A 24908-nucleotide genomic window follows, 5' to 3' on the forward strand; every position below is an offset into this window, starting at 1 on the left:
GCGATCGCTCCAGAAGGGTGGAGCAGGCGCAGGCTTCACCCCGGCGAGCGAGCTCGGATGTGCCCTGTGTTGACCCGGCCCTTCGACCCGCCGCTCTGCGGACGCGACGCCTCCGGGGGAGGTGCCGAGGCGGATCGGGTGGACACGCCACGGATGCGGGACACCGGCCCCCCTTTCCCCGCCCCCGCCCCGGCCGGGACCGGCAGCCCGGGGGCCGACAGGGGTCCCGCCGGCCCCCGGGCAAAAGCGTTCGCCACGTTTTTCTCCGGGATGAGATCCTGGACCGCGTATGTCTACGTACCCTGCCCCCGCCCTCGGCGCCCTCGCCCCCCGCCTGACCGAGCTGTCGCTGCGCGATGCGCACCGGCTCGGGCGCAGGCTCGAAGGCGCGCGAAAGATCCGCAAGCCGGAGGCCCGCGCCGCCGTCCTCGCCGAGATCGAGGCGGAGGTCACCAAGGCCGAGGAGCGGATGACCGCCCGGCGTTCCCGTGTGCCCGCCGTCACCTACCCCGGGCAACTGCCCGTCAGCCAGAAGAAGGACCTGATCGCGGAGGCCATCCGCGATCACCAGGTGGTCATCGTGGCCGGTGAGACCGGTTCGGGCAAGACGACGCAGATCCCCAAGATCTGCATGGAGCTCGGCCGGGGCGTCCGCGGCATGATCGGGCACACCCAGCCCCGCCGGATCGCCGCCCGCACCGTGGCCGAGCGCGTCGCCGAGGAACTCGCGACGCCGCTCGGCGAGGCCGTCGGCTGGAAGGTGCGCTTCACCGACCAGGTCGACCGGGACGCCACCTTCGTCAAACTGATGACGGACGGCATCCTGCTCGCCGAGATCCAGACCGACCGCGAGCTGCGCGCCTACGACACGATCATCATCGACGAGGCCCACGAGCGGTCCCTCAACATCGACTTCCTGCTCGGCTACCTCGCCCAGCTGCTGCCGCGCCGGCCCGACCTCAAGGTCGTCATCACCTCCGCCACCATCGACCCCGAGCGTTTCTCCCGGCACTTCGGTGACGCGCCGATCATCGAGGTGAGCGGGCGGACGTACCCCGTGGAGGTGCGCTACCGGCCTCTGCTGGAGGAGGACTCCGAGGACACCGACCGTGACCAGATCACGGCCATCACCGACGCGGTGGAAGAGCTGATGGGCGAGGGCGCGGGGGACATCCTCGTCTTCCTCTCCGGCGAGCGTGAGATCCGGGACACCGCGGACGCGCTGAACCGGAAGCAGTACCGGTTCACCGAGGTCCTTCCGCTGTACGCGCGGCTCTCGCACGCCGAGCAGCACCGTGTCTTCCAGCCGCACACCGGGCGCAGGATCGTTCTGGCGACGAACGTCGCCGAGACCTCGCTGACGGTCCCCGGCATCAGGTACGTGATCGACCCCGGCTTCGCCCGCATCTCCCGCTACAGCCACCGCACCAAGGTGCAGCGACTGCCCATCGAGGCGGTCTCCCAGGCCAGTGCCAACCAGCGCAAGGGCCGCTGCGGCCGGACGTCGGACGGCATCTGCATCCGGCTCTACAGCGAGGAGGACTTCCTCGCCCGGCCCGAGTTCACCGATGCCGAGATCCTCCGCACCAATCTGGCCTCCGTCATCCTGCAGATGACCGCGGCCGGCCTGGGCGAGATCGAGAAGTTCCCCTTCATCGACCCTCCGGACCACCGCAACATCCGCGACGGTGTCCAGCTCCTCCAGGAGCTCGGCGCGCTCGACCCGGCGCAGAAGGACCCGCGCAAGCGGCTCACGGAGACCGGCCGCAAGCTGGCCCAGCTGCCCGTCGACCCTCGGCTGGCCCGCATGGTGCTGGAGGCCGACCGCAACGGCTGCGTCCGCGAGGTCATGGTCATAGCCGCCGCGCTGTCCATCCAGGACCCGCGCGAACGCCCCGCCGACAAGCAGACCCAGGCCGACCAGCAGCACGCCCGCTTCAAGGACGAGACCAGCGACTTCCTCGCCTACCTCAACCTGTGGCGCTACCTGCGCGAGCAGCAGAAGGAACGCGGCTCGTCGTCCTTCCGGCGCATGTGCAAGCAGGAGTACCTGAACTTCCTGCGGATCCGCGAATGGCAGGACATCTACACCCAGCTGCGCACGGTCGCCAAGCAGATGGGCATCCACCTCGACGAGAACGACGCCCCCGCCGACCGCATCCACGTCTCCCTGCTGGCCGGCCTGCTCTCCCACGTCGGGATGAAGGACGTCAAGGACGGCAACAAGAACGAGTACCTGGGCGCCCGCAACGCCAGGTTCGCGGTGTTCCCGGGCTCGGCGCTGTTCCGCAAGCAGCCGCGGTTCGTGATGTCGGCCGAGCTCGTCGAGACCTCCCGCCTGTGGGCCCGGGTCAACGCGAAGGTCGAGCCGGAGTGGGTCGAGCCGCTCGCCCAGCACCTGGTCAAGCGGACGTACTCCGAACCGCACTGGGAGAAGGACCAGGCCGCGGTGATGGCGTACGAGAAGGTCACCCTGTACGGCGTCCCGATCGTCGCCCAGCGCAAGGTCAACTACGGCCGGATCGACCCGGAGCTCTCGCGCGAGCTGTTCATCCGCAACGCGCTCGTCGAGGGCGACTGGCGCACGCACCACAAGTTCTTCGCCGACAACCGCCGCCTCCTCAGCGAGGTCGAGGAGCTGGAGCACCGGGCCCGGCGCCGGGACATCGTCGTCGACGACGAGACGCTGTTCGACTTCTACGAGCAGCGGGTGCCCGAACACGTCGTCTCCGGCGCCCACTTCGACTCCTGGTGGAAACGCAAGCGGCACGAGCAGCCCGACTTCCTCGACTTCGAGCGGGAGATGCTCATCCGGGAGTCGGCGGAGGCCGTCACCAAGGCCGACTATCCGGACTCCTGGCATCAGGGGCGGCTGAAGTTCCGCGTGACCTACCAGTTCGAGCCCGGAGCGGACGCGGACGGCGTGACCGTGCACATCCCGCTCCAGGTGCTCAACCAGGTGACGGACGAGAACTTCGACTGGCAGATCCCGGGCTTGCGGGAGGAGTTGGTCACCGAGCTGATCCGCTCCCTGCCCAAGCCGATCCGCCGCAACTACGTGCCCGCGCCGAACTACGCCAAGGCGTTCCTCGACCGGGCGACCCCCCTCGGGGAACCCCTCACGACGACCATGGCCCGCGAGTTGAAGCGCATGGTCGGCGTGCCCTTCGAGGCGGACGACTTCGACTGGGGCAGGATCCCCGACCATCTGCGGATCACCTTCCGGATCGTGGACGAGCGGCGGCGCAAGCTGGCCGAGGACAAGGACCTTCAGGCGCTGAAGCTCCGGCTGAAGCCGAAGGCGCGCAAGGCGCTGTCCCAGGCGGCTGCCGCGACCGCCTCCCGCGAGGGTGGCGAGTCCCTGGAACGGCGGGGTCTCACGGACTGGACGATCGGCACGCTGACCCGCGTCTTCGAGACCCGCCGCGCCGGCCAGCCGGTGCGGGCGTACCCGGCCCTCGTCGACGACGGGGACACGGTCTCGGTGCGGCTCTTCGACACCGAGGCCGAGCAGGCCGAGGCGATGTGGCGGGGCACGCGCCGGCTGATCCTGCGCAACATTCCGGTCAACCCGGCGAAGTTCGCATCCGAGAAGCTCACCAACGCGCAGAAGCTCGCCCTGTCGGCGAATCCGCACGGCTCGGTCCAGGCTCTGTTCGACGACTGCGCCATGGCGGCGGCGGACCGGCTGATCGCCGATTTCGGCGGCCCGGCGTGGGACGAGGAGTCGTACCGCAAGCTGTTCGACAAGGTGCGTGCCGAGATCGTCGACACGACCGTGCGCGCGGTCGGCCAGGTGCAGCAGGTCCTCGCTGCCTGGCAGGCCTGTGAGCGCCGGCTGAAGACCGTGCGCAGCACGGCGCTGCCGGCGAACCTGGCGGACGTGCGCAAGCAGCTGGACGGCCTGGTGAGGCCCGGTTTCGTGACGCAGGCGGGACTGCGCCGACTGCCGGACCTGATGCGCTACCTGGTGGCCGCGGACCGGCGTCTGCAGCAGATGCCGTCCAACGTCCAGCGGGACACCACCCGGATGGCGAAGGTCCACGAGATGCAGGACGAGTACGCCTGGCTGCTGGAGCAGATGCCGCAGGGCAGGCCGGTCCCGCCCTCGGTCCTGGACATCCGCTGGATGATCGAGGAGCTCCGGGTCAGCTATTTCGCGCACGCGCTGGGCACGGCGTACCCGGTCTCGGACAAGCGGATCGTGAAGGCGATCGACGCCGCCGTACCGTAACGGGCCACACGCGGACGGTGAGTTCGACCAGGGGGCTCACCCTCCTGTACAGTCCTTCTCGCAGCACGGCGCAGGGCCGGATCGACCGAGGATCCGTTCGTGCAGGTGCCGCGACATCTGGTCCTGTGGAGCAGTTTGGAGTGCTCGCCACCCTGTCAAGGTGGAGGCCGCGGGTTCAAATCCCGTCAGGACCGCATCGAAGAGAGCCCGGGTCGAAAGACCCGGGCTCTTGTGCGTCGGGCTCGATGTCGCCCTGGCGGCACAGGGCATCTTGACGGAGTCACATTCGCCCAGTACCCCAGAAACAGGGCCCGCCCCCCGCAGGCCCACCGGAGGTGGCGTATGGCGACATCGGTCAGGCACGAGACGCGGGCGCTGCTCCGCGCGCACTTGTCGGCCGCGTCGTCCTACGGGCACCTGACCCGCCGCTGTCCGGTCTGCCACCACCTTCTGCGGCTGGCGATGGACGCGTCCCCGCAGGCGCCGCAGGAGGCGATCGCCGAGACGGGGGACGAAGGCCCCACCGGCGCATGACCGTTGCCGGGCCCGAACGGGCTTCGGGCGTGGCAGTCTGGAACGTGCGGCTCCTTTAGTGCACGGCACCCGGCCGCAACAAGGAGTCCAGGGTGTGACGGGTGTCACCAGATGGGTTTTCGGATTCGGGCCTCTTACCCGGTCCCTACAAGTAGTCGATTTAATATGTGCAATTGCACCACTCCCCCAGGCTTCCCCAGGCTCGGACAAGCCCGCCCACGGAGCGACCCCGTCGGCCACCTCGGGCGCACAAAAAAGATCGCGCTGGACCCGGCGGAGTCCAGCGCGATCGACGACGCACCCTGTTTCGCTGAGCGGGCGTGGAGTCTGTTGGGGCAGTCCCCGCGTCGCTTGGAGCTGTGGTTTCGGGCGTCGTTGCGGGTTGGGGGACCCGCCGTCGGCCCGGCTATTCAGTTGTCAGGCCTCGCTGCGCTGCTGCGGAATGCCCGCGAGCAGTGCGCGGACCTCGGCCTCGCGGTAGCGGCGGTGCCCGCCGAGCGTGCGGATCGACGTGAGCTTCCCGGCCTTCGCCCACCGCGTGACCGTCTTGGGGTCGACGCGGAACATGCTGGCGACCTCAGCCGGGGTCAGCAGCGGCTCGGCTTCAGGGGTGCGAGCGGTCATGAGCGGCCTCCTCGGGAGAACCGAACCTTCTCGGTTCTTTCCTCTAAATTCTGCACCTTGACCCGCGTTGCCCGAAATGGCGGACGCGAGTCGAGTCGGTTATAGGACGAACGGCTTGTCCTCGGCACTACAACTACACCATCTGTCCAGCCGCGTCGGCCAAACCGATGGAATTGCCCTCCCAGGTGTTCATCAGCGACGGAAGCCGATGGACCATGCCATAGCGGACAGTCACGCCACTGTGACGATCAGTCACAGGGCGATCAGGAGGCACCAGACCCCCCAAAGCGTGCACTGCGGAGAATCCGCCCAGACTGGCACACAGTTGGGCGGACAGAGTCCTCCCCGGACTCCTTGTCCTATTTTGGCACGAGGGGGGGCAAGAGATGCAAGGCGCCTGAACGTGCGGTCTGTCACGCTTGACACAAACGCCCGGATCGGGGTCTACGCCCCATCGGCCCGCCGGAGTGCCGTCGACCGTACGCCGCACCGGCCCGCACGGGCCGTGACCCACGTCACGCCAAAGCCGTCCGCGCCGGACTCAGTTCGCCGACCGCAGGTCCCGCACCGACCGCCACCGCTCCACGAGCCGGCCGTACGCCTCGCCGGCCGCCGCCGCGTCACCGCGCCGCAGCGCCTCGATCCCCTCGGCCACGTCCGCCGCCGAGCGGTCGTCCTCCAACGCCCCCGCGGGCAGGACGTGCACCAGCCCGCCGTAGTCCAACTCCACCACGGAGCGCGGATGGAACTCCTCCAGCCAGCGCCCCACGTCCATCAGGCCCTCGATCATCGGCCCCTCGTCGACGGCCTCCTTGAGCGTCCTGAGCGCCCGCGCGACCCGGCGCCGGGCCTGCACCATCGGGGTGCGGTAGCGCAGCATCGGGGGATTCCCGCCCGAACCCTCGTCGAACCGCCGCTCCGCGTCGGAGACGAGCACGAACCAGCTCAGCGGCACCTGCCAGGTCCCGGTACGGATCCACGGGCGCGCATCCGGGTTGCGGGTCAGCCAGCGCTCGTAGTCCTGCGCGGCCTGACGGCGCACCACCTCCGGCAGCACGGCGTCCAGCACCGGCGCCGGAAGCTCCTCCTCCAGTTCCCCCATCGCCTGCCAGCCGCGCAGCCGGGTGCGCCACGGGCACACGCACAGCGCCCCGTCGGACTCCAGGACGAAGGCGTCCCCGCTCTCGTGCACCGGTACCGGCACCGGCGGGGTGGGCAGCAGATCGGCGAGCGAACGGCGCAGTTCGTCCTGGTAGGTCGGCAGGTCGCGGCGGCGGGCGTAGCGCGCCCAGTAGCTGCGCTCCGGCTCGGGGAAGGCGGCCAGCGGCTCGTACACGCGCAGATAGGTCGCGTAGGGCACGATCACCGAGGACACCTTGGGCACGCCTGCTCCCTCCCCCGCCCGCCGCCGGGGAAAACTGCCGGACCCGCTCAGGGACGGGCGGGAAAACTGTGCAAATCGTCGCACGGGTGTCCCCCACGAGTGGGTGATCCTCGCCACTGCCCCGTCGGTGGGCCCGGCAAGGTCTACTCTCATGCCACGGCACCCGCCACCCGCACGGGGGCCCCTCCCCACTCGCCGCTACTTACTCAGGAGTCACCACCGTGACCGACGTAACCGGCGCACCTGCTGATGTCCTGCACACCCTGTTCCACTCGGACCAGGGAGGCCATGAGCAGGTCGTGCTCTGCCAGGACCGCGCGAGCGGCCTGAAGGCCGTCATCGCCATCCACTCCACCGCCCTGGGTCCCGCGCTCGGCGGCACGCGCTTCTACCCGTACGCGACCGAGGCCGAGGCCGTCGCCGACGCCCTCAACCTGGCGCGCGGGATGTCGTACAAGAACGCCATGGCCGGGCTCGACCACGGCGGCGGCAAGGCCGTGATCATCGGCCACCCGGAGCGGGACAAGACCGAGGGACTGCTCCTCGCCTACGGGCGCATGGTGGCCTCCCTCGGCGGCCGCTACGTCACCGCCTGCGACGTCGGCACCTACGTCGCCGACATGGACGTCGTCGCGCGCGAGTGCCGCTGGACGACCGGCCGCTCCCCCGAGAACGGCGGCGCCGGCGACTCCTCCGTGCTCACGGCCTTCAGCGTCTACCAGGGCATGCGCGCCTCGGCGCAGCACCTGTGGGGCGACCCCTCGCTGCGCGGCCGCAAGGTCGGCATCGCCGGCGTCGGCAAGGTCGGCCACCACCTGGTGGAGCACCTGCGGGCGGAGGGCGCCGAGATCCTCGTGACCGACGTGCGCGAGGACGCCGTGCGCCGGATCCTCGACCGGCACCCCGAGGGCGTGAGCGCCGTCCCCGGCACCGACGCGCTGATCCGGGTCGAGGACCTGGACATCTACGCCCCCTGCGCGCTCGGTGGGGCGCTGGACGACGACACGGTGCCGGCGCTCACCGCGCGCGTGGTCTGCGGCGCCGCCAACAACCAGCTCGCCCATCCGGGTGTGGAGAAGGACCTCGCCGACCGCGGGATCCTCTACGCGCCGGACTACGTGGTGAACGCGGGCGGTGTCATCCAGGTCGCCGACGAGCTCCACGGTTTCGACTTCGAGCGGTGCCGGGCGAAGGCGGCGAAGATCTACGACACCACGCTCGCCATATTCGCACGTGCGAAGGAAGACGGCATCCCGCCCGCCGCCGCGGCGGACCGGATCGCCGAGCAGCGGATGCACGACGCCGTCGCCGCCCCCGCGCTCTGATCCCTCCGCTCCCTCCGCGGACACGGCGGCCCGGGTTTCGGCGGTACCTGCCGGTCGATACTTAGAGAGAACTCTCACTTCGACCGGCGGGTCGTCCGCCGAGAAGTGGTTAAAATCGCCACTGACCAGCAAGGACAGGGCGCCCTGCGGGTCCTGTGCACACGCGGCTGCTGCGGGCGACGTACCGTATGGGCGCGGGCTCAGGTACCGTGGAAGCCCTACGGACGGGCTCTCCATGGAGAGACCGTTGTGGATCATGAACGCGTGTCAACCTGGGGCCGTCGAGCCCCGTCGTTGAGGGGGTCGAGCCATGGGGCGCGGCCGGGCCAAGGCCAAGCAGACGAAGGTCGCCCGCCAGCTGAAGTACAACAGCGGTGGGACTGATCTTTCTCGCCTGGCCGAGGAGCTGGGCGCATCGACGTCGAACCAGTCGCCGAACGGTGACCAATTCGAGGACGATGGGCAAGACGACGACCTGTACGCACGGTACGCCGACCTCTACGAGGACGACGACGGCGACGAGGACGAGGACTCCTCACCACAGCGTCGCGGTGCCTGATGCCTGATGCGGCTTAGCCGCGTGCCACCCGGTCCGGTCTTGCACCGGACCGGGTTTCGTGCTGCCTTCTCCGGGCCAGCTCGGGGCCGGGGGCGGGTCCGCGACCGCGGGTCGCGGACCCCCACCAGCGAGGATCACGCGTAGTCGCCCACCAGCTCGGCGCCCGTGGTGCGCTCGCCGCGTTCGGTGATCTCACCGGCCACCCACGCGTCCACGCCGCGGTCCGCGAGTGTCGCCAGCGCCACGTCCACCGACTCCCCGGGGACGACCGCCATCATGCCGACGCCCATGTTGAGGGTCTTCTCCAGCTCCAGGCGCTCGACGCGGCCGGTGCGGCCGACGAGGTCGAACACCGGGGCCGGGGTCCAGGTGGAGCGGTCGACCACGGCGTGCAGCCCGTCCGGGACGACACGGGCCAGATTGGCCGCGAGACCGCCACCGGTGATGTGGGAGAAGGCGTGGACGTCCGTGGTGCGGATCAGGGCCAGACAGTCCAGGGAGTAGATCTTCGTCGGCTCCAGCAGCTCCTCGCCGAGGGTGCGGCCCAGAGCCTCGACATGTGCGTCCAGAGCGATCCCGGCCTCGTTCAGCAGCACGTGACGGACGAGGGAGTACCCGTTCGAGTGAAGCCCGGACGACGCCATGGCGATGACGGCGTCCCCCGTGCGGATGCGTTCCGCGCCGAGCAGCCGGTCGGCCTCCACGACGCCCGTACCGGCGCCGGCGACGTCGAAGTCGTCCTCGCCGAGCAGGCCCGGGTGTTCGGCCGTCTCGCCGCCCACCAGGGCGCAGCCGGCCAGTACACAGCCCTCCGCGATGCCCTTGACGATGGCGGCGACGCGCTCGGGGTGGACCTTGCCGACGCAGATGTAGTCCGTCATGAACAGCGGCTCGGCACCACACACCACGATGTCGTCCATGACCATGGCGACGAGGTCGTGGCCGATGGTGTCGTAGACGCCCATCTGCCGGGCGACGTCGACCTTGGTGCCGACGCCGTCGGTGGCGGAGGCGAGCAGGGGCCGCTCGAAGCGCTTGAGGGCGGAGGCGTCGAAGAGGCCGGCGAAACCGCCGAGGCCGCCGAGGACCTCGGGGCGCTGCGTCTTCCTCACCCACTCCTTCATCAGCTCGACCGCGCGGTCGCCCGCCTCGATGTCGACGCCGGCAGCCGCGTAGGAAGCACCGGGAACAGCAGTCTCAGACATTGCCTGGGATCTTTCGGGTTGGTTTCTACGGGGCTCACGGGCGACGGATGGCGTCGACCGCGGCCGGGGCCGCCGTGCCGGCGGCCAGCTCGGTCTCCAGCAGCTGCTTGCCGAGCAGCTCCGGGTCGGGCAGCTCCATCGGGTACTCGCCGTCGAAGCAGGCGCGGCACAGGTTCGGCTTGGCGATGGTGGTCGCCTCGATCATGCCGTCGATGGAGATGTACGCCAGGGAGTCGGCGCCGAGCGAGGTGCCGATCTCCTCGATGGTCATGCCGTTGGCGATGAGTTCGGCGCGGGTGGCGAAGTCGATGCCGAAGAAGCAGGGCCACTTCACGGGCGGCGAGGAGATCCGGATGTGGACCTCGGCGGCGCCGGCCTCGCGGAGCATGCGGACCAGGGCGCGCTGGGTGTTGCCGCGCACGATGGAGTCGTCGACGACGACCAGCCGCTTGCCCTTGATGACTTCCTTCAGCGGGTTCAGCTTCAGGCGGATGCCGAGCTGCCGGATCGTCTGCGAGGGCTGGATGAAGGTGCGGCCGACGTAGGCGTTCTTGACCAGACCGGCGCCGAACGGGATGCCGGAGGCCTCGGCGTAGCCGATGGCGGCCGGGGTGCCGGACTCGGGAGTCGCTATGACGAGATCGGCCTCGACCGGGGCCTCCTTCGCCAGGCGGCGGCCCATCTCCACGCGGGAGAGGTACACGTTCCGGCCGGCGATGTCGGTGTCCGGGCGGGCGAGGTACACGTACTCGAAGACACAGCCCTTGGGCTTTGCTTCCGCGAAGCGGGAGGTGCGCAGGCCGTTCTCGTCGATGGCGATGAATTCGCCCGGCTCGATCTCGCGGACGAAGCTGGCGCCCACGATGTCGAGCGCGGCGGACTCGGAGGCGACGACCCAGCCACGCTCCAGGCGGCCGAGGACCAGCGGGCGGATGCCCTGCGGGTCGCGGGCGGCGTACAGGGTGTGCTCGTCCATGAAGACGAGGCTGAAGGCGCCGCGGACCTTCGGCAGGACCGCCCCGGCGGCCTGCTCGACGGTCAGCGGTTTGCCGTCCTCGTCGACCTGGCCCGCGAGCAGGGCGGTGACCAGGTCGGTGTCGTTGGTGGCCGCGGCCCGGCCGGAGCGGCTGTTGTTGTCGTTCGGCAGCTCCGCGACCAGCTCGGCCAGCCGGGCCGTGTTGACCAGGTTGCCGTTGTGGCCGAGCGCGATCGAACCGTGCGCGGTGGCACGGAACGTCGGCTGGGCGTTCTCCCAGACGGATGCTCCGGTGGTCGAGTAGCGGGCGTGTCCGACCGCGATGTGACCCTGGAGCGAACCGAGGGAGGTTTCGTCGAAGACCTGGGAGACGAGGCCCATGTCCTTGAAGACGAGGATCTGGGAGCCGTTGCTGACCGCGATTCCCGCGGATTCCTGACCCCGATGCTGGAGGGCGTAGAGCCCGAAGTACGTGAGCTTGGCGACCTCTTCGCCGGGAGCCCAGACACCGAAGACGCCGCAAGCGTCCTGGGGGCCCTTCTCGCCGGGGAGCAGATCGTGATTGAGGAGACCGTCACCACGTGGCACGAGACCGAGTGTAGGCGAGGTCGTCCACTGGTCCGAATTGGGGATACCAGCCCGTCTTGGATCTTCGTTGCGTTTTCCCAGTTCAGGGCCCTGGTACCGGGGTGATGACCCCCTCCTCACCGGGTACACGAGTGAGGCGTCGCACATCATTGGGCTTCCGCGGGTCAGGAGAGCAGCGGCAGCAGCCCGGCGAGGTCGGCCCGCTCGCCGCTCGCGCTCACCTTGGCACCGGCGAGGGCATCCGCCCAGGTCACCCGCCCGGTGGCCAACCGGATCCAGGTCAGCGGGTCGGTCTCGACGACGTTCGGCGGAGTGCCCCGGGTGTGCCGGGGCCCCTCGACGCACTGCACGACGGCGTACGGCGGCACGCGCACCTCCGTGGCCCCGCCGGGGGCCTCCGCGGCGAGCGTGTCGGCGAGCAGGCGGGTGCAGGCGGCGAGGGCCTGACGGTCGTGGGGGACGCCGAGGCCGGGGACGGCGGCGTTCAGGTCGTCGGTGTGGGTGACGAGCTCGACGGTCCGGGTGACCAGGTAGTCGTCGAGCGTCATGGCGCCGGTGCGGGTGGCGAGGAGGCGGCTGCCGGGGGTGTCCGCGAGCCTTCGCCGGACGCGCTCCTCGGTGCGGGTGTACAGGGCGTCGAGGTCGGGGCTGTCCGCGGCGAGGCGCCGGGTGCCGTCGGCGATGTCGGCGGCGTGGGACGCGGTCGCGAAGGGCCACTGCAGGAGCGTGAGTTCCGGCGCCGCCGGCTCCTCGCGGTCGATGTTCGAGCTGACCGCCTCCACCGCCTCGGTCACGTGCGCCGCGAGGTCCCGCACGGTCCAGTCACCGAGCCGGGTGGGCAGCGCGAGCTGCTCCGCGGTGAGGCGGCGCACCGCGTCCCGCACATGGCCGAACTGGGCGAGGACGGCGGTTCGCGTCCGGGCGGGGTCGTAGGTGCGAGGGCGCTTCTTCGCGGGCGGCATGCCCGAAGCGTAGGCGTTCCGCCGGACGGGGGAGTCCCATGACCGCGGGCCCGGCCGCGGCCCGGCGCGCTGTTCCTCGCGCCCCCCGGTGCGTCCCGGCAAGGAGGCGGAGGAGGCGGCCGAGGCGGACCCGGTCGTCGCCACCGTGTCCACGGTGACGGTCTCCCGGACGCTCGACGGTGAAGGCCCCGCCCCGACTCACGCGTTCCGGAGTCGGGGCGGGGCCTTCACCGTCGTACGGCCGAGGAGACCTACGCGAGCAGCGCCGGGATCGTCTCGTCGTGCGCCGTGCGCAGCTGCGCCAGCGGCAGCGCGAACGCGCCCTGGAGCTCGACCGCGTCGCCGTCCACGACACCGATGCGGGTGGCCGGCAGGCCGCGCGCGCCGCACATGTCGTTGAAGCGGACCTCCTCCGAGCGCGGCACGGCGACGACGGCACGCCCCGCGGACTCGGAGAACAGGAAGGTGAACGCGTCGAGCCCGTCCGGGACGACCAGCCGCGCGCCCTTGCCACCCAGCAGCGCGGACTCCACGACCGCCTGGATCAGACCGCCGTCCGACAGGTCGTGCGCGGAGTCGATCATGCCGTCGCGGGAGGCGGCGATCAGGATCTCGGCCAGCAGCCGTTCGCGCTCCAGGTCGACCTTGGGCGGCAGGCCGCCGAGGTGGTCGTGGACGACCTGCGACCAGGCCGAGCCGCCGAACTCCTCACGCGTGTCGCCCAGGAGGTACAGCAGCTGACCCTCCTCCTGGAAGGCGACCGGCGTGCGGCGGGCCACGTCGTCGATGACACCGAGGACCGCGACGACCGGGGTCGGGTGGATGGCGGCCTCGCCCGTCTGGTTGTACAGGGAGACGTTGCCGCCGGTCACCGGCGTGCCCAGCTGCAGGCAGCCGTCGGCCAGGCCGCGCACGGCCTCCGCGAACTGCCACATGACCGCGGGGTCCTCGGGCGAGCCGAAGTTCAGGCAGTCGGAGACCGCGAGCGGCTTGGCGCCGGTCGTCGCAACGTTCCGGTAGGCCTCGGCCAGGGCCAGCTGGGCGCCCGTGTAGGGGTCGAGCTTGGCGTACCGGCCGTTGCCGTCGGTGGCGAGGGCGACGCCGAGGCCGGTCTCCTCGTCGATGCGGATCATGCCGGAGTCCTCGGGCTGGGCGAGGACCGTGTTGCCCTGCACGAAGTGGTCGTACTGGGACGTGATCCACTTCTTGGAGGCCTGGTTGGGCGACGCCACCAGCTTCAGGACCTGGTCCTTGAGCTCGTCGGCCGTCTGCGGGCGCGGCAGCTTGCCCGCGTCGTCGGCCTGGAGGGCGTCCTGCCACTCCGGGCGGGCGTAGGGGCGCTCGTAGGTCGGGCCCTCGTGCGCGACCGTGCGCGGGTCGACGTCGACGATCTTCCCGCCGTGCCAGAAGATCTCCAGGCGGTCGCCGTCGGTCACCTCACCGATGACGGTGGCGATGACGTCCCACTTCTCGCAGATCTCCAGGAAGCGGTCGGCCTTCTCCGGCTCCACGACGGCGCACATGCGCTCCTGCGACTCGCTCATGAGGATCTCCTCCGGCGAGAGCGTGGAGTCGCGCAGCGGCACGTCGTCCAGCGTGACGCGCATGCCGCCGGAGCCGTTGGAGGCCAGCTCGCTGGTCGCGCAGGACAGGCCCGCCGCACCCAGGTCCTGGATGCCGACGACCAGCTTCTCCCGGAACGCCTCCAGGGTGCACTCGATGAGGAGCTTCTCCTGGAAGGGGTCGCCGACCTGGACGGCGGGGCGCTTGGACGGCTTGGCGTCGTCGAAGGTCTCCGAGGCCAGGATGGAGGCGCCGCCGATGCCGTCGCCGCCGGTCCGGGCTCCGTACAGGATGACCTTGTTGCCCGCGCCGGACGCCTTGGCGAGGTGGATGTCCTCGTGCCGCATCACGCCGACGCAGCCGGCGTTGACCAGCGGGTTGCCCTGGTAGCAGGAGTCGAAGACGACCTCGCCGCCGATGTTGGGCAGACCCAGGCAGTTGCCGTAGCCGCCGATGCCGGCGACGACACCGGGGAGCACCCGCTTGGTGTCGGGGTGGTCGGCGGCGCCGAAGCGCAGCGGGTCGACGACCGCGACCGGGCGGGCGCCCATGGCGATGATGTCGCGGACGATGCCGCCGACACCGGTGGCGGCGCCCTGGTAGGGCTCCACGTAGGACGGGTGGTTGTGCGACTCCACCTTGAAGGTGACCGCGTAGCCCTGGCCGACGTCGACGACGCCGGCGTTCTCCCCGATGCCGACGAGGAGGGCGTCGTTCTCGGGGGCCTTCTCGCCGAACTGGCGGAGGTGGACCTTGGAGGACTTGTACGAGCAGTGCTCGGACCACATGACCGAGTACATGGCGAGTTCGGCACCGGTGGGGCGGCGGCCGAGGATCTCCACCACCCGCTCGTACTCGTCCTTCTTCAGGCCCAGTTCGGCCCAGGGCAGCTCGACGTCGGGGGTCGCGGTCGCGTGCTCGACCGTGTCCAGAGGCGTCCGGCTCATGCGTTGACCAGCTTCTTGAGGATCGAGGTGAAGAAGGGGAGTCCGTCGGTGCGGCCGGTGCCGATCAGCGGCTCCACGGCGTGCTCCGGGTGCGGCATCAGGCCCACGACGTTGCCGGCCTCGTTGGTGATGCCGGCGATGTCGTTGAGTGAGCCGTTCGGGTTGCCGTATCCGTCGTCGGCCTCGCCGTGGGCGAGGTAGCGGAACGCCACCCGGCCCTCGGCCTCCAGCTTGTCCAGCGTGTACCGGTCGGCCACGTAGCGGCCGTCCATGTTCTTGAGCGGGATGTGGATCTCCTGTCCCTGCTCGTAGTCGCTGGTCCACACGGTGTTCGCGTTCTCCACCCGCAGCTTCTGATCGCGGCAGATGAAGTGCAGGTGGTCGTTGCCGAGCATCCCGCCGGGGAGCAGGTGGGCCTCGGTGAGGATCTGGAAGCCGTTGCAGATGCCGAGGACCGGCAGGCCGGCCCTCGCCTGCTCGATGACGGACTCCGTCACCGGCGAGAAGCGGGAGATGGCGCCGGCTCGCAGATAGTCGCCGTAGGAGAAACCACCGGGCAGGACCACGGCGTCGACCTGCTTGAGGTCCTTGTCCTTGTGCCACAGGGCGACCGGTTCGGCGCCCGCGACACGGATCGCGCGCCGGGTGTCCCGGTCGTCGAGACTGCCCGGGAAAGTGACGACGCCAATACGAGCGGTCACTTCACGGCCTCCGCGGCTTCCTCGACCCGAACGGTGAAGTTCTCGATCACGGTGTTGGCGAGGAAGGATTCCGCGAGATCGTGGATGCGGGCGAGGGCTGCCCCGTCGACCGGACCCTCAACTTCCAGTTCGAATCGCTTTCCCTGGCGGACGTCCGAGATCCCTTCGAAACCCAGACGCGGCAGCGCACGCTGGACCGCCTGGCCCTGGGGGTCGAGGATCTCCGGCTTGAGCATGACGTCGACTACGACGCGTGCCACTGGCACTCCCGGTGTGTGGTGCTGAGCAGGTTCCTTCAGACTACCCGCACAAAATTTCTACGCGAGTAGAGTTGTAGGAAGGTACGTGACCGTCATCACGATCCGGCATCGAGGGGGTGCGGTGGGGAAAAGTTACGGGAAAGATCCCGGATCGGTCCCTGCTCCCTATTGCGCGAGGGACACGCGGGGCGTTTTAGTCGGGCTTCACATTCCAATGCCGGGCACTGTACAAATGAATTGGCAATAACCGATACTCGGCACGTCATCGCAGATGGGCTGTATCGAGGTGCCGTACGAAGGGATCGATATTCGTGGCTCAGAAGGTCGTGGTCACGCTCTTTGACGACATCGACGGCTCGGAAGCGGCGGAAACGGTCGCCTTCGGACTCGACGGGAAGTCGTACGAGATCGACCTGAATGAAACCAATGCCCAGGACCTGCGCACGGCCCTCGCGCCGTACGTGGAGGCCGGCCGCAAGCGGTCGAGGTCGGGCAAGGCGTACCGGCAGACGGAGGTCGCCCCGGACCCGGCGGCCGTGCGGGCCTGGGCCCAGGCCAACAAGATGGACGTCCCGGCTCGCGGCCGGATTCCCAAGAGGGTCTACGAGGCGTTCGCGGCAGCCCGCTGAGGGCTGCGCACACCGGCCCCCAGGGTGCATCAGACCGCCCTGGGGACAACCGACTTGCGCTACCCCCCTGCCGATCAGCTAATGTCTGGAGCACGCCGCCGGGCGGGGCCGAAGAGCCCAGACCACGGGGGACGTGCGGGTGTAGTTCAGTAGTAGAACATCCCCCTTCCAGGGGGAAGGCGCAGTGTGCAATTCCTGTCACCCGCTCTGCATCACCGTCATGACCACTGTCGTGGATCGGGTAGGGTGGTGCTCGCACCGATCGGTGGGAGCCGGTCGGCCGCAATGCGGACGTAGCTCAGTTGGTAGAGCGCAACCTTGCCAAGGTTGAGGTCGCGAGTTCGAACCTCGTCGTCCGCTCGGGAACAAGACCTCGGTCCTCAGGGACCGGGGTCTTCTTCGTGTCCCTGAGGACCCTCTCTCCCCTCCCCCCACACCGGTCTGCGTCCCCCTTGCACACGGGTCCGGACCCGTGTGCTCCGGACCCGTGTGCGGCGTGGGGACGACCGCGCTCGTCCGCACCCTGTGCGACCGTCTGAGATATGTCATGCCGGGTGATGAAACCGCGCGCTGCCGGCCGGCTCCCGCCGCCGGAACGCTGAAGTCATGAAATCGAACGGACACGATCACGTGATTGAGGTCTCCGGCCTCCGGCGTGTGTACGGGGGCGGGTTCGAGGCGGTGCGCGGCATCACGTTTCACGTGGAACGTGGCGAGGTCTCCGCACTGCTGGGCACCAACGGCGCGGGCGGGACATCGACCGTGGAAGTACTGGGTCGTCGGGGGAGGCCCCGGCGGCGCTGACCGGCGCGCTGGCCTGGACCGTCACCGCACGACGCCGGCGCCCTCGCGCTGGACGCTCTGCTGGCCCTGGAGGACGACCTGGTGGTGGTCGCCGAGGCGGCGAGCGAACCCGAGGCGCCGGCCATGGCACGGGTGCACGAGCCGGACGTCGCCGTGCTCGATCTGCAGATGCCCGGCGCCGACGGTGTGAAGGTCGCCACATCCCTGTGGGCCGAACTGCCCGGATGCCGGGTGCTGATCGTGACCGGTCACGGCCGGCCGGGGCATCTGAAGCGGGCGCTCGCGGCGGGTGTGCGGGGATTCGTTCCGAAGACGGTCAGCGCACAGCGGCTCGCGGAGATCATCCGTACGGTGCACGCCGGACACCGCTACGTCGACCCGGAGTTGGCCGCCGACGCGATCTCCGCCGGGGACTCGCCGCTGACCACCCGGGAGGCCGAGGTGCTGGAGTTCGCCGCCGACGGGGCGCCGGTGGCGGAGATCGCCGAGCGGGCCGCTCTGTCGCCCGGGCCCGTCCGGAACGACCTGTCGTCGGCCGTCTCCAAGCTGGGCGCGGTAAACCGGCATGCGGCGGTGCGTCTCGCGCGCGAGCGAGGTTGGGTATAGTTGCTCTCGCGCCACGGCGCAACGCGGACGTAGCTCAGTTGGTAGAGCGCAACCTTGCCAAGGTTGAGGTCGCGAGTTCGAGCCTCGTCGTCCGCTCCAGTCAGGCCCCCGGATTCCCGGGGGCCTTTCGCGTTGCCTCCCGGGCTACGACCAGTCCGTGCCGGTCAGCCGCTCATAGGCCTCGATGTACTTGGCGCGGGTCTGATCGACGACCTGCTGCGGGAGCGCCGGCGGGGGCTGCTCGCTCCTGCGGTCCCAGCCGGACTCGGCGGACGTCAGCCAGTCCCGGACGAACTGCTTGTCGTACGACGGCTGGGCGCGGCCCGGCTGCCACCGGTCGGCGGGCCAGAAGCGGGAGGAGTCGGGGGTGAGGACTTCGTCGGCCAGGATCAGCCGGTCACCCTCGAAGCCGAACTCGAACTTGGTGTCCGCGAGGACGATGCCGCGGTCGCGGGCGATGTCGCGGGCGCGGGAGTAGACGGCGAGGGTGGCCTGACGCAGCCGGGCGGCGGTGTCGGCGCCGACCCTGCGGGCGACCTCCTCGTAGGAGACGTTCTCGTCGTGCTCACCGACCTCGGCCTTGGTGGCCGGGGTGAAGATCGGGGCGGGGAGCTCGGAGCCGTCGACGAGGCCTTCGGGGAGGGCCAGGCCGCAGACGGTGCGGGACTCGTCGTACTCCGCGAGGCCCGAACCCGTGAGGTAGCCGCGGGCCACGCACTCCACCGGGAGCATCTTCAGCGACTTGCAGACCAGGGTGCGGCCGGCCCAGTCGGCGGGGGCACCCGCGGGCAGCTCGGTGCTCAGGACATGGTTGGGGACCAGGTCGGCGAGCTGGTCGAACCACCAGAGGGACAGCTGGGTCAGGACACGGCCCTTGTCGGGGATCTCGCTCTGCAGCACCCAGTCGTAGGCGGAGATGCGGTCGCTGGCGACCATGACGAGGTCACCCGCCTCGTTCTGGTACAGGTCGCGCACCTTGCCGGTGTGCAGATGCACCAGACCCGGCACCTGGATCGGCTCGGGCTTTTCGACGAATCCGGACACGGTTCCTCCCCGTGGTCTGTATGAAAGGGGTGCCCGCAGGGCTCGTGCAAAGCGATGGTGGGACACGGGCGGGCCCATGCCTCCGATTGTCCCGTATCCCGGGCGCCGGCCCCGGTCCGGGGGTGGGCGGGTCGCCGCGGCGCCCCGCGGTCCGGGCCGTGCCGTCCGGCCCGTTCAGTCCCGTTTGCAGATGCGGTCGAGCAGATTGGCGGTGGCGCGCTGCACCCGCGCGTCGACGTGGCCCGGCCGGTCGAGCGCCGGGGACCAGGCGAACGTTCCGGACGCGAACACCCAGGCGCCGGACGGGGCGCGGTAGAGGGATGTCTCCTGGTGCCGCAGAGCGCCCTGGACGTCGGTGTACGGGGAGTGGGCGAGGAGGACGCGCTCGTCGTGCCCGGGGAGCGGGGCGCGCGGGAAGTAGCGGTCGGCCTCGCCCGCGACCAGCCCGTCCAGCGCGTCGCCCTCGCGGGCGCCGGTGGCGTCCCAGAGCCAGTGGCCGGCGTTGCGCACGATCAGCGGGTGCGGCTCGGGGACCCGGCCGAGGTACTGGATGCCCACGAGCTGCTGCTCGGGGCGGTCGACCTCCCGCCACAGCACCGGCTTGCCGGGGCCCCTGCGCTTGCGGCAGGTCAGCAGCCGGTCCGGTGCGCCGGACGGGGAGGGAGCGAGCTCCACCTGCCAGTACAGGGTGTTGGCGGAGAGGAAGACCAGCGAGGTGCCGTGATCGCGGGCACGCTCGACGGTACGGCGCATCACCGTGGACCAGTACTCGTCGTGGCCGGGGAAGACCAGGCCGCGGTACCGGGTCGGGTCGACGTGGCCGCCGTGCAGATCGCGGGCGTCGGCGTAGGCGACGTCGTAGCCGTAACGTTCGGCCCAGCGGATGAAGTCGTAGGCGTGGCCGACGTGCAGCGGCAGGCCCGCGCCCGCGTAGGGGCGGTCGAAGGAGACGGTCGTGGCCGCGTCGGCCTCGCCGAGCAGCCGGCCGGAGTCGTCCCAGGCGTGGTAGAGGCTGGCGCCGGTGCGGCCGTCCTCCGGGTAGAGGTTGTACGCCTGCCAGGTGATGTCCGGCAGGAGCAGCAGCAGGTCGGCCGAGCGGTTGTCGCGGATCGTGAACGGGATGTGGGAGCGGTGGCGGCCGTCGGCAGTGGTCAGGACGGCGACGTGGGCGCCGATGCTCCAGTACGACGGGATCTGCAGCCGCCACGACAGCCACCAGTGGTGACAGGAGACCGTGCGGTCGGCGGCGAGCGGCGGCGGCTGGACGATGCCGGACAGCCGGGGACTCGTGGTGATCTTGGCGGCGCCGTCACCGCCGTAGTGGCCGATGCGGTAGACGTCGACGGTGAACTCCTGGGGCGGGTTCACGGTGACGTGGAGGTCGAGGGCCTCACCGGGGGCGACCGCTCCGGTGGAGACGAAGCCCTTGATCTGCTGGTGCACGTCGTCGGCGGACCGCAGGCCGGCTCCCCCCGCCGTGCCCGCCCGGCGGGGGGCGGGCACGCGCGAGCCGGCCTTCCGGGCGGCGGGGCCGGGCGCGACGGACTCCGGGGCGGGCTCCGTGTACCAGGGGACGACCTGGCCGCTGTCGTCGAAGTACGTCTCACCGCCGCGCAGCCAGGGAACGGGGCCTTGGCCGAAGGGGTCCGTCACGGCGTGCGCCAGCGCCCCCGACTCCCAGCGGCGAATCTGCTCGGACCCCATGGTCGCTTCCCTCCCTCGCCCCCGTGTCCTATGTCGTGAGCCCTTGCCATGTGCGCGAACGATCCCAGCACATCACATTGCGCACGCAGACTGTCACTGGTCGTTGCGAATTGGCCAAAAGTGGAACGCGGTACTCCGGTAGGCGGGGGTGGTCCGGCCGCCGGCCGGGTCAGACGAGGCGCACGGGCTTCTCGGGGCGTATGCCCGCGGCCGTCAGCCACTCCCGCAGCGGCACGGGATCACCGTCCTCCGTCAGGCTGAGCACTCTGGGCGTGAGGTCGGCGGCGCGTTCGCCGTCGATCAGCAGCGTCGGCCCGTCGAGCCAGTCGAGCCCCGGAGCGGCACCGGCGGTGTCCATCGCGGCGCAGCACACCATCGCCGCCACATGGTCGGCGAGCAGCTCGCGGGGCGTGCGCGGCGGCTGGAGGGGGAAGAGGGGCAGCGCGCCGTCGTCCCACAGCGCCGTGTCGGGCCCCTGCCCGACGCCCTCCGCGCCGCCCTTGCGGGTGGACGGCCCGGCGGCCTCCTCCCGGGCGAGTTCGGCGGCGAGGCCCTCGGCGAGAGCCGCGGTACGGGGGTTCTCGGGGATCTCCGCGGGCGGCTCGAACATGCCCGGCGGGTCGCCGGACAGGACGTCCCGGAACGCGTCGTCCGCGGACGGGAATTCGGCGATCGGGTCCTCGCCGGCCGGGGGCTGGGGCCGCGGATTCTCCGGGGCCCGGTCCGCCGGGGCCGGGGCATGCGTGGCCCGGGCGGGCCCGGCCGGGCTCTCCGGGGTCTGGGCGGGCGCGACCCGGGCGGGCGACGCCGGCTTCTCGGCGGCCGACGGCCCGGCGCTGTCCGGGTCCTCCGCCCGGGCCGACGCCCCTGCGTCCGTGTCCTCCGGGGTGACCGGGGCCCCGGTGACGGGGGCCGCCTCGACGGCCGGGGCTCCGGTGGGGGGCGGTTCCGGTGCGGCCGGTCCGGCAGTCGGCACGGGGGCCGGCGCGGGGGCCGCCAGGTGATCTAGGACGCGGGTCAGGGTGGGACCGGAGGGCGCGGGGAGGGCCTGGTCGCTGGTGCGGCGGACACCGAGGGTGTCCAGGACACGGTGGAGACGGGCAGCGTCGCTGCGCCACTTGCGATCGACGACCTCCTCCGGATAGTCCTGCCAGTCCACCGGCGACCAGTCGGGGCCGGCCTCGGCGGGACCGCCGTGGAAAAGGCGCGCGGCCAGCAGCGACGTCGCCTCGTCGATGACGCCGGGCTCCTCCAGCAGATCGCAGGCGGGGCGCTCGCCGAGCCGGGAGGCGAATCCCTCGGCCAGCCGGTCCCTGCGGGACAGCTCGGTGAGGGCGGCCACGACCCCGGCGTCCAGCCGGGCGGGCCAGCGGCCCATCCGCCAGGCGGGCAGCGCGACCCGGGTCAGCAGCCGGTCCCAACCCGCGTACGCCAGGCCGACCTGCTCCTGCGCGACGATCCGCAGACCGTAGTCCACAGCCTGTGCGCGCTCGGCGGCCGCCGACGCGACCCCGCGCTCCATCTCGACCGCGTGCCCACGGCAACTGCGCAGCAGCAGGCGCGCCGTCCAGCCGAGCCCCGCACACACCGGGCGGGTCAGCGGGCAGCGGCCGGGTGTCGCGGCCACGGCCACCGCCGCGTCCAGGCCCCGCACGAAACGGCGGGCCGCCGCTATGTCCGGGTGGGCGGACGGCTCGGTACCGGCGACGACCGGGGCGAGCACTGCGCGCAACTCGCCGACGCGCATCCACCACAGGAAGGGGGAGCCGATGACGAGCACCGTGGCGCCCGTACGGCGGTGGGCATGGTCGCGGCCGACGGAGGCGAGGTCACCACCGCCGTCGTCGGCCTGCCGGAACCGGGGCACGGAGGACGCCGGATCGTGCGGCGCGTGGGCGCGGTCCTCCAGCCAGCTGTCGCAGTCCGGGGTGAGCGCTATCGCGGAGGGCGCCGGGACGTCGAGGCGATCGGCGAGGTCGCGGACCATCCGGTACAGGTCGGGGGCCGCCTCCTCCCTGACCGGGACGGTCGGGCTGACGGCAGGCCGGGCACGCGCCACGACCAGGGCGACACCGCCGGCGGCCAGCAGCACCAGCAGCGCGCAGGCGGACACGGCCCAGCGCGCGACGCCCCACACCGGGCCCGTCAGGTGCCCGGTGGAGCCGCCGGCCAGCAGGATCACGGCGGCTGCCGCGGGCAGCAGCGCCACGGCCACCGCCCGGCCGCGGACGCGCAGCACGGCCAGTGCCCGGGATCGCGCGGCCTGCGCGCCCGCTTCCACACCCATACCGGTCATGACCGGACCTCACCCCCTCCCCGCTGTCCTGATGCTGCCTGTCCTGGTGTTGCTCACTCCCCCACTGTGGCACCCGTCACTGACATCGCAATGCCGGTGGGCCAAGTGCCGGAACGCTTGCGCCGCACCCTAGTTGGGGCCCCGGCCCCCGTCAGCCGGATGGGCCATCGGTCACCCGATGGAATGGCTTTGGTCAGAGGTGGATGACGGAGGGCAAGGATGAGGCCCCGGATCCTGAGACGGATCCGGGGCCTGCGGGGTTCATCGGCCCGGCGGGGCGGGAGCGGTCAGGCGCCTGCCGCCGCCTTCGCCGCGATGTCGGTGCGGTGCTGGGAGCCGTCCAGACGGATGCGGCCGACGGCGGCGTAGGCCCGGTCACGGGCCTGGGCGAGGTCCTCCCCGGTCGCGGTGATCGACAGGACGCGTCCGCCCGCGCTGACGACCGACCCGCCGTCGCGCCGGGTCCCCGCGTGCAGGACGTAGGCGTGCGGGGCGTCCTGGGCGGCGACTTCGTCGAGGCCGGTGATCGGGTCGCCGGTGCGCGGGGTGGCGGGGTAGTTGTGGGAGGCGACGACCACGGTGACCGCGGCGTCGTCGCTCCAGCGCAGCGGCTCCAGGTCGGCCAGGACGCCGGTGGCCGCGGCCTTCAGGACACCGCCCAGCGGCGTCTTCAGCCGGGCCAGGACGACCTGCGTCTCGGGGTCGCCGAAGCGGGCGTTGAACTCGATGACCCGAACACCCCGGGAGGTGATGGCGAGGCCGGCGTAGAGCAGCCCGGAGAACGGGGTGCCGCGACGGCGCAGCTCGTCGACGGTCGGCTGCAGCACGGTCTCCAGCACCTCCTCGACCAGCTTGGGCTCGGCCCACGGCAGCGGGGAGTAGGCGCCCATGCCACCGGTGTTCGGGCCCTCGTCGCCGTCCAGGGCGCGCTTGAAGTCCTGGGCCGGCTGGAGCGGCAGGACCGTCACGCCGTCGGTGACCGCGAACAGGGAGACCTCGGGGCCGTCGAGGTACTCCTCGATCACCACGCGCTCGCAGGCGGCGGCGTGCGCCTTGGCGACCCCGACGTCGGAGGTGACGACGACGCCCTTGCCGGCCGCGAGACCGTCGTCCTTGACGACGTACGGCGCGCCGAAGGCGTCGAGGGCCTCGGCGGCCTCCTCGGCGGTCGTGCAGACGTAGCTGCGGGCGGTCGGGACGCCGGCCGCCGCCATCACGTCCTTGGCGAACGCCTTGGACCCTTCGAGCTGAGCAGCCTCGCCGGAGGGGCCGAACACCGGGATGCCCGCGCCGCGCACGGCGTCTGCGACACCGGCGACGAGCGGGGCCTCCGGACCCACGACGACCAGCTCGGCGCCCAGCTCGGTGGCGAGCGCGGCCACGGCGGCGCCGTCCAGGGCGTCGACCGGGTGCAGCTCGGCGACCTCGGCGATGCCGGCGTTGCCGGGTGCGCAGTGCAGCGCGGTCACGGCGGGATCGAGGGACAGTGAGCGGCACAGGGCGTGTTCGCGGGCGCCGCTGCCGATGACGAGGACGTTCACGGGGTCAGCCTAACGGGAGCGGGCGGCACGGGTTTGTGCGGGCTTCCGAAGGGAGCGGGCCGCAGGCGTCGTGCATTCCTCCAAGCCGGGTCGGGTGGCCGGCCCCCAGCGACCGGCGCACGGGCACTCCCTGGTCCGCCGGTTCGCCCACTGGCCCCCTCGCCTGTTCGCCTGTTCGCCTGTTCGCCTCCTCGCCTATTCGTTGGTGAACTCCTCGACCACCGTCGCGCCCAGCTCTCGCACGATGAGGTCGTGGCCGGAGAGAGCCGACTCGTTGAGGTCGGGGTCGTCGTCCTCGGGGATGTCGTCCTCGAGAGCGACCGGGGGCGGCGGCTCGGGGGCCGCCGGCCGGTGCGCCGGGGCGGGCGCGGAGGCCTGCGGGGCCGCCGGCGACGGGGCGGCGGACCGTGGCGGCGCCGGGG

At 71.3% G+C, this 24908-nt stretch carries 18 protein-coding genes, 4 tRNA genes and 1 pseudogene; 10 read left to right on the forward strand and 13 right to left on the reverse strand.

From position 1 onward, the window contains the following. The first annotated feature begins 289 nt into the window (after nucleotides 1-289). From hrpA to I3F54_RS23950, 3 genes are all read left to right on the forward strand, one after another. The gene (gene hrpA / locus I3F54_RS23940) at nucleotides 290-4234 is read left to right on the forward strand and encodes an ATP-dependent RNA helicase HrpA (RefSeq protein WP_240120928.1); all 3945 of its coding nucleotides are present in this window, start codon (nucleotides 290-292) and stop codon (nucleotides 4232-4234) included. Nucleotides 4235-4353: 119 nt separating this feature from the next. Beyond that, nucleotides 4354-4428 (forward strand) — tRNA-Asp (locus I3F54_RS23945). 148 nt (nucleotides 4429-4576) lie between these two features. Further along, nucleotides 4577-4768 carry a DUF6274 family protein gene (locus I3F54_RS23950; RefSeq protein ID WP_240120929.1) on the forward strand — a complete coding sequence of 64 codons (192 nt, stop codon included), beginning with the start codon at nucleotides 4577-4579 and terminating at the stop codon, nucleotides 4766-4768. A 417-nt stretch (nucleotides 4769-5185) separates the two neighbouring features. Here the strand turns inward: I3F54_RS23950 and bldC are convergent, their stop codons facing one another. Both bldC and I3F54_RS23960 read right to left on the reverse strand, forming a co-directional pair. Beyond that, a complete protein-coding gene (gene bldC, locus I3F54_RS23955) occupies nucleotides 5186-5392 on the reverse strand; it encodes a developmental transcriptional regulator BldC (protein WP_016905998.1) in 207 nt (68 codons plus the stop codon). Nucleotides 5393-5933: 541 nt separating this feature from the next. Then, the gene (locus I3F54_RS23960; RefSeq protein ID WP_240120930.1) at nucleotides 5934-6776 is read right to left on the reverse strand and encodes a hypothetical protein; all 843 of its coding nucleotides are present in this window, start codon (nucleotides 6774-6776) and stop codon (nucleotides 5934-5936) included. Nucleotides 6777-6997: 221 nt separating this feature from the next. On the opposite strand from I3F54_RS23960, the gene I3F54_RS23965 reads away from it, so the two are divergent. Together I3F54_RS23965 and I3F54_RS23970 are read left to right on the forward strand one after the other, a co-directional pair. Continuing rightward, a complete protein-coding gene (locus I3F54_RS23965) occupies nucleotides 6998-8101 on the forward strand; it encodes a Glu/Leu/Phe/Val dehydrogenase dimerization domain-containing protein (RefSeq protein ID WP_240120931.1) in 1104 nt (367 codons plus the stop codon). Between the two features lie 310 nt (nucleotides 8102-8411). Beyond that, entirely contained in the window at nucleotides 8412-8660 is a 249-nt protein-coding gene (locus I3F54_RS23970; protein WP_240120932.1) for a DUF3073 domain-containing protein, read from the forward strand. A gap of 134 nt (nucleotides 8661-8794) precedes the next feature. Here the strand turns inward: I3F54_RS23970 and purM are convergent, their stop codons facing one another. From purM to purS, 6 genes are all read right to left on the reverse strand, one after another. After that, entirely contained in the window at nucleotides 8795-9865 is a 1071-nt protein-coding gene (gene purM / locus I3F54_RS23975) for a phosphoribosylformylglycinamidine cyclo-ligase (RefSeq protein WP_240120933.1), read from the reverse strand. 34 nt (nucleotides 9866-9899) lie between these two features. After that, complete coding sequence (purF, locus tag I3F54_RS23980) at nucleotides 9900-11429, reverse strand: amidophosphoribosyltransferase (protein ID WP_240120934.1); 1530 nt, start codon at nucleotides 11427-11429, stop codon at nucleotides 9900-9902. Between the two features lie 164 nt (nucleotides 11430-11593). Beyond that, entirely contained in the window at nucleotides 11594-12391 is a 798-nt protein-coding gene (locus I3F54_RS23985; RefSeq protein ID WP_240120935.1) for a maleylpyruvate isomerase family mycothiol-dependent enzyme, read from the reverse strand. A 251-nt stretch (nucleotides 12392-12642) separates the two neighbouring features. Next, complete coding sequence (gene purL, locus I3F54_RS23990; RefSeq protein WP_240120936.1) at nucleotides 12643-14901, reverse strand: phosphoribosylformylglycinamidine synthase subunit PurL; 2259 nt, start codon at nucleotides 14899-14901, stop codon at nucleotides 12643-12645. Then, nucleotides 14898-15602: a phosphoribosylformylglycinamidine synthase subunit PurQ gene (gene purQ, locus I3F54_RS23995; RefSeq protein ID WP_240120937.1), complete on the reverse strand. Its 705-nt coding sequence runs from the start codon at nucleotides 15600-15602 to the stop codon at nucleotides 14898-14900. Before purQ ends, purL begins: the two co-directional genes overlap by 4 nt. Next, complete coding sequence (purS, locus tag I3F54_RS24000; RefSeq protein WP_240120938.1) at nucleotides 15599-15862, reverse strand: phosphoribosylformylglycinamidine synthase subunit PurS; 264 nt, start codon at nucleotides 15860-15862, stop codon at nucleotides 15599-15601. Before purS ends, purQ begins: the two co-directional genes overlap by 4 nt. Nucleotides 15863-16173: 311 nt before the next feature. Here purS and I3F54_RS24005 point away from each other — a divergent pair, with 311 nt between their 5' ends. The 5 genes from I3F54_RS24005 to I3F54_RS24030 all read left to right on the forward strand — a co-directional run bounded on the left by I3F54_RS24005 (nucleotide 16174) and on the right by I3F54_RS24030 (nucleotide 18000). Continuing rightward, nucleotides 16174-16491 (forward strand): Lsr2 family protein, encoded by a 318-nt coding sequence (locus I3F54_RS24005; RefSeq protein WP_240120939.1) that lies wholly within the window; start codon nucleotides 16174-16176, stop codon nucleotides 16489-16491. A 135-nt stretch (nucleotides 16492-16626) separates the two neighbouring features. After that, nucleotides 16627-16698 (forward strand) — tRNA-Gly (locus I3F54_RS24010). Between the two features lie 80 nt (nucleotides 16699-16778). Then, nucleotides 16779-16851, forward strand: a tRNA-Gly gene (locus tag I3F54_RS24015). Nucleotides 16852-17343: 492 nt separating this feature from the next. Then, nucleotides 17344-17901, forward strand: coding sequence for a DNA-binding response regulator (locus I3F54_RS24025; protein WP_240120947.1), 558 nt, complete (start codon nucleotides 17344-17346; stop codon nucleotides 17899-17901). A gap of 23 nt (nucleotides 17902-17924) precedes the next feature. Continuing rightward, a tRNA-Gly gene (locus I3F54_RS24030) sits at nucleotides 17925-18000 on the forward strand. A gap of 45 nt (nucleotides 18001-18045) precedes the next feature. Here I3F54_RS24030 and I3F54_RS24035 read toward each other — a convergent pair. From I3F54_RS24035 to I3F54_RS24055, 5 genes and pseudogenes are all read right to left on the reverse strand, one after another. After that, a complete protein-coding gene (locus tag I3F54_RS24035) occupies nucleotides 18046-18945 on the reverse strand; it encodes a phosphoribosylaminoimidazolesuccinocarboxamide synthase (RefSeq protein ID WP_240120940.1) in 900 nt (299 codons plus the stop codon). Nucleotides 18946-19119: 174 nt separating this feature from the next. Next, nucleotides 19120-20649: a N,N-dimethylformamidase beta subunit family domain-containing protein gene (locus I3F54_RS24040; RefSeq protein WP_240120941.1), complete on the reverse strand. Its 1530-nt coding sequence runs from the start codon at nucleotides 20647-20649 to the stop codon at nucleotides 19120-19122. 169 nt (nucleotides 20650-20818) lie between these two features. After that, nucleotides 20819-22945 carry a hypothetical protein gene (locus I3F54_RS24045; RefSeq protein WP_240120942.1) on the reverse strand — a complete coding sequence of 709 codons (2127 nt, stop codon included), beginning with the start codon at nucleotides 22943-22945 and terminating at the stop codon, nucleotides 20819-20821. Between the two features lie 287 nt (nucleotides 22946-23232). Beyond that, nucleotides 23233-24486 carry a phosphoribosylamine--glycine ligase gene (gene purD / locus I3F54_RS24050; RefSeq protein ID WP_240120943.1) on the reverse strand — a complete coding sequence of 418 codons (1254 nt, stop codon included), beginning with the start codon at nucleotides 24484-24486 and terminating at the stop codon, nucleotides 23233-23235. 195 nt (nucleotides 24487-24681) lie between these two features. Further along, nucleotides 24682-24908: pseudogene (locus tag I3F54_RS24055) on the reverse strand (DNA polymerase III subunit gamma/tau); the annotation flags it as partial.

It is taken from the genome of Streptomyces sp. MUM 2J (assembly GCF_022414535.1).
Classification (GTDB): Bacteria; Actinomycetota; Actinomycetes; order Streptomycetales; family Streptomycetaceae; genus Streptomyces.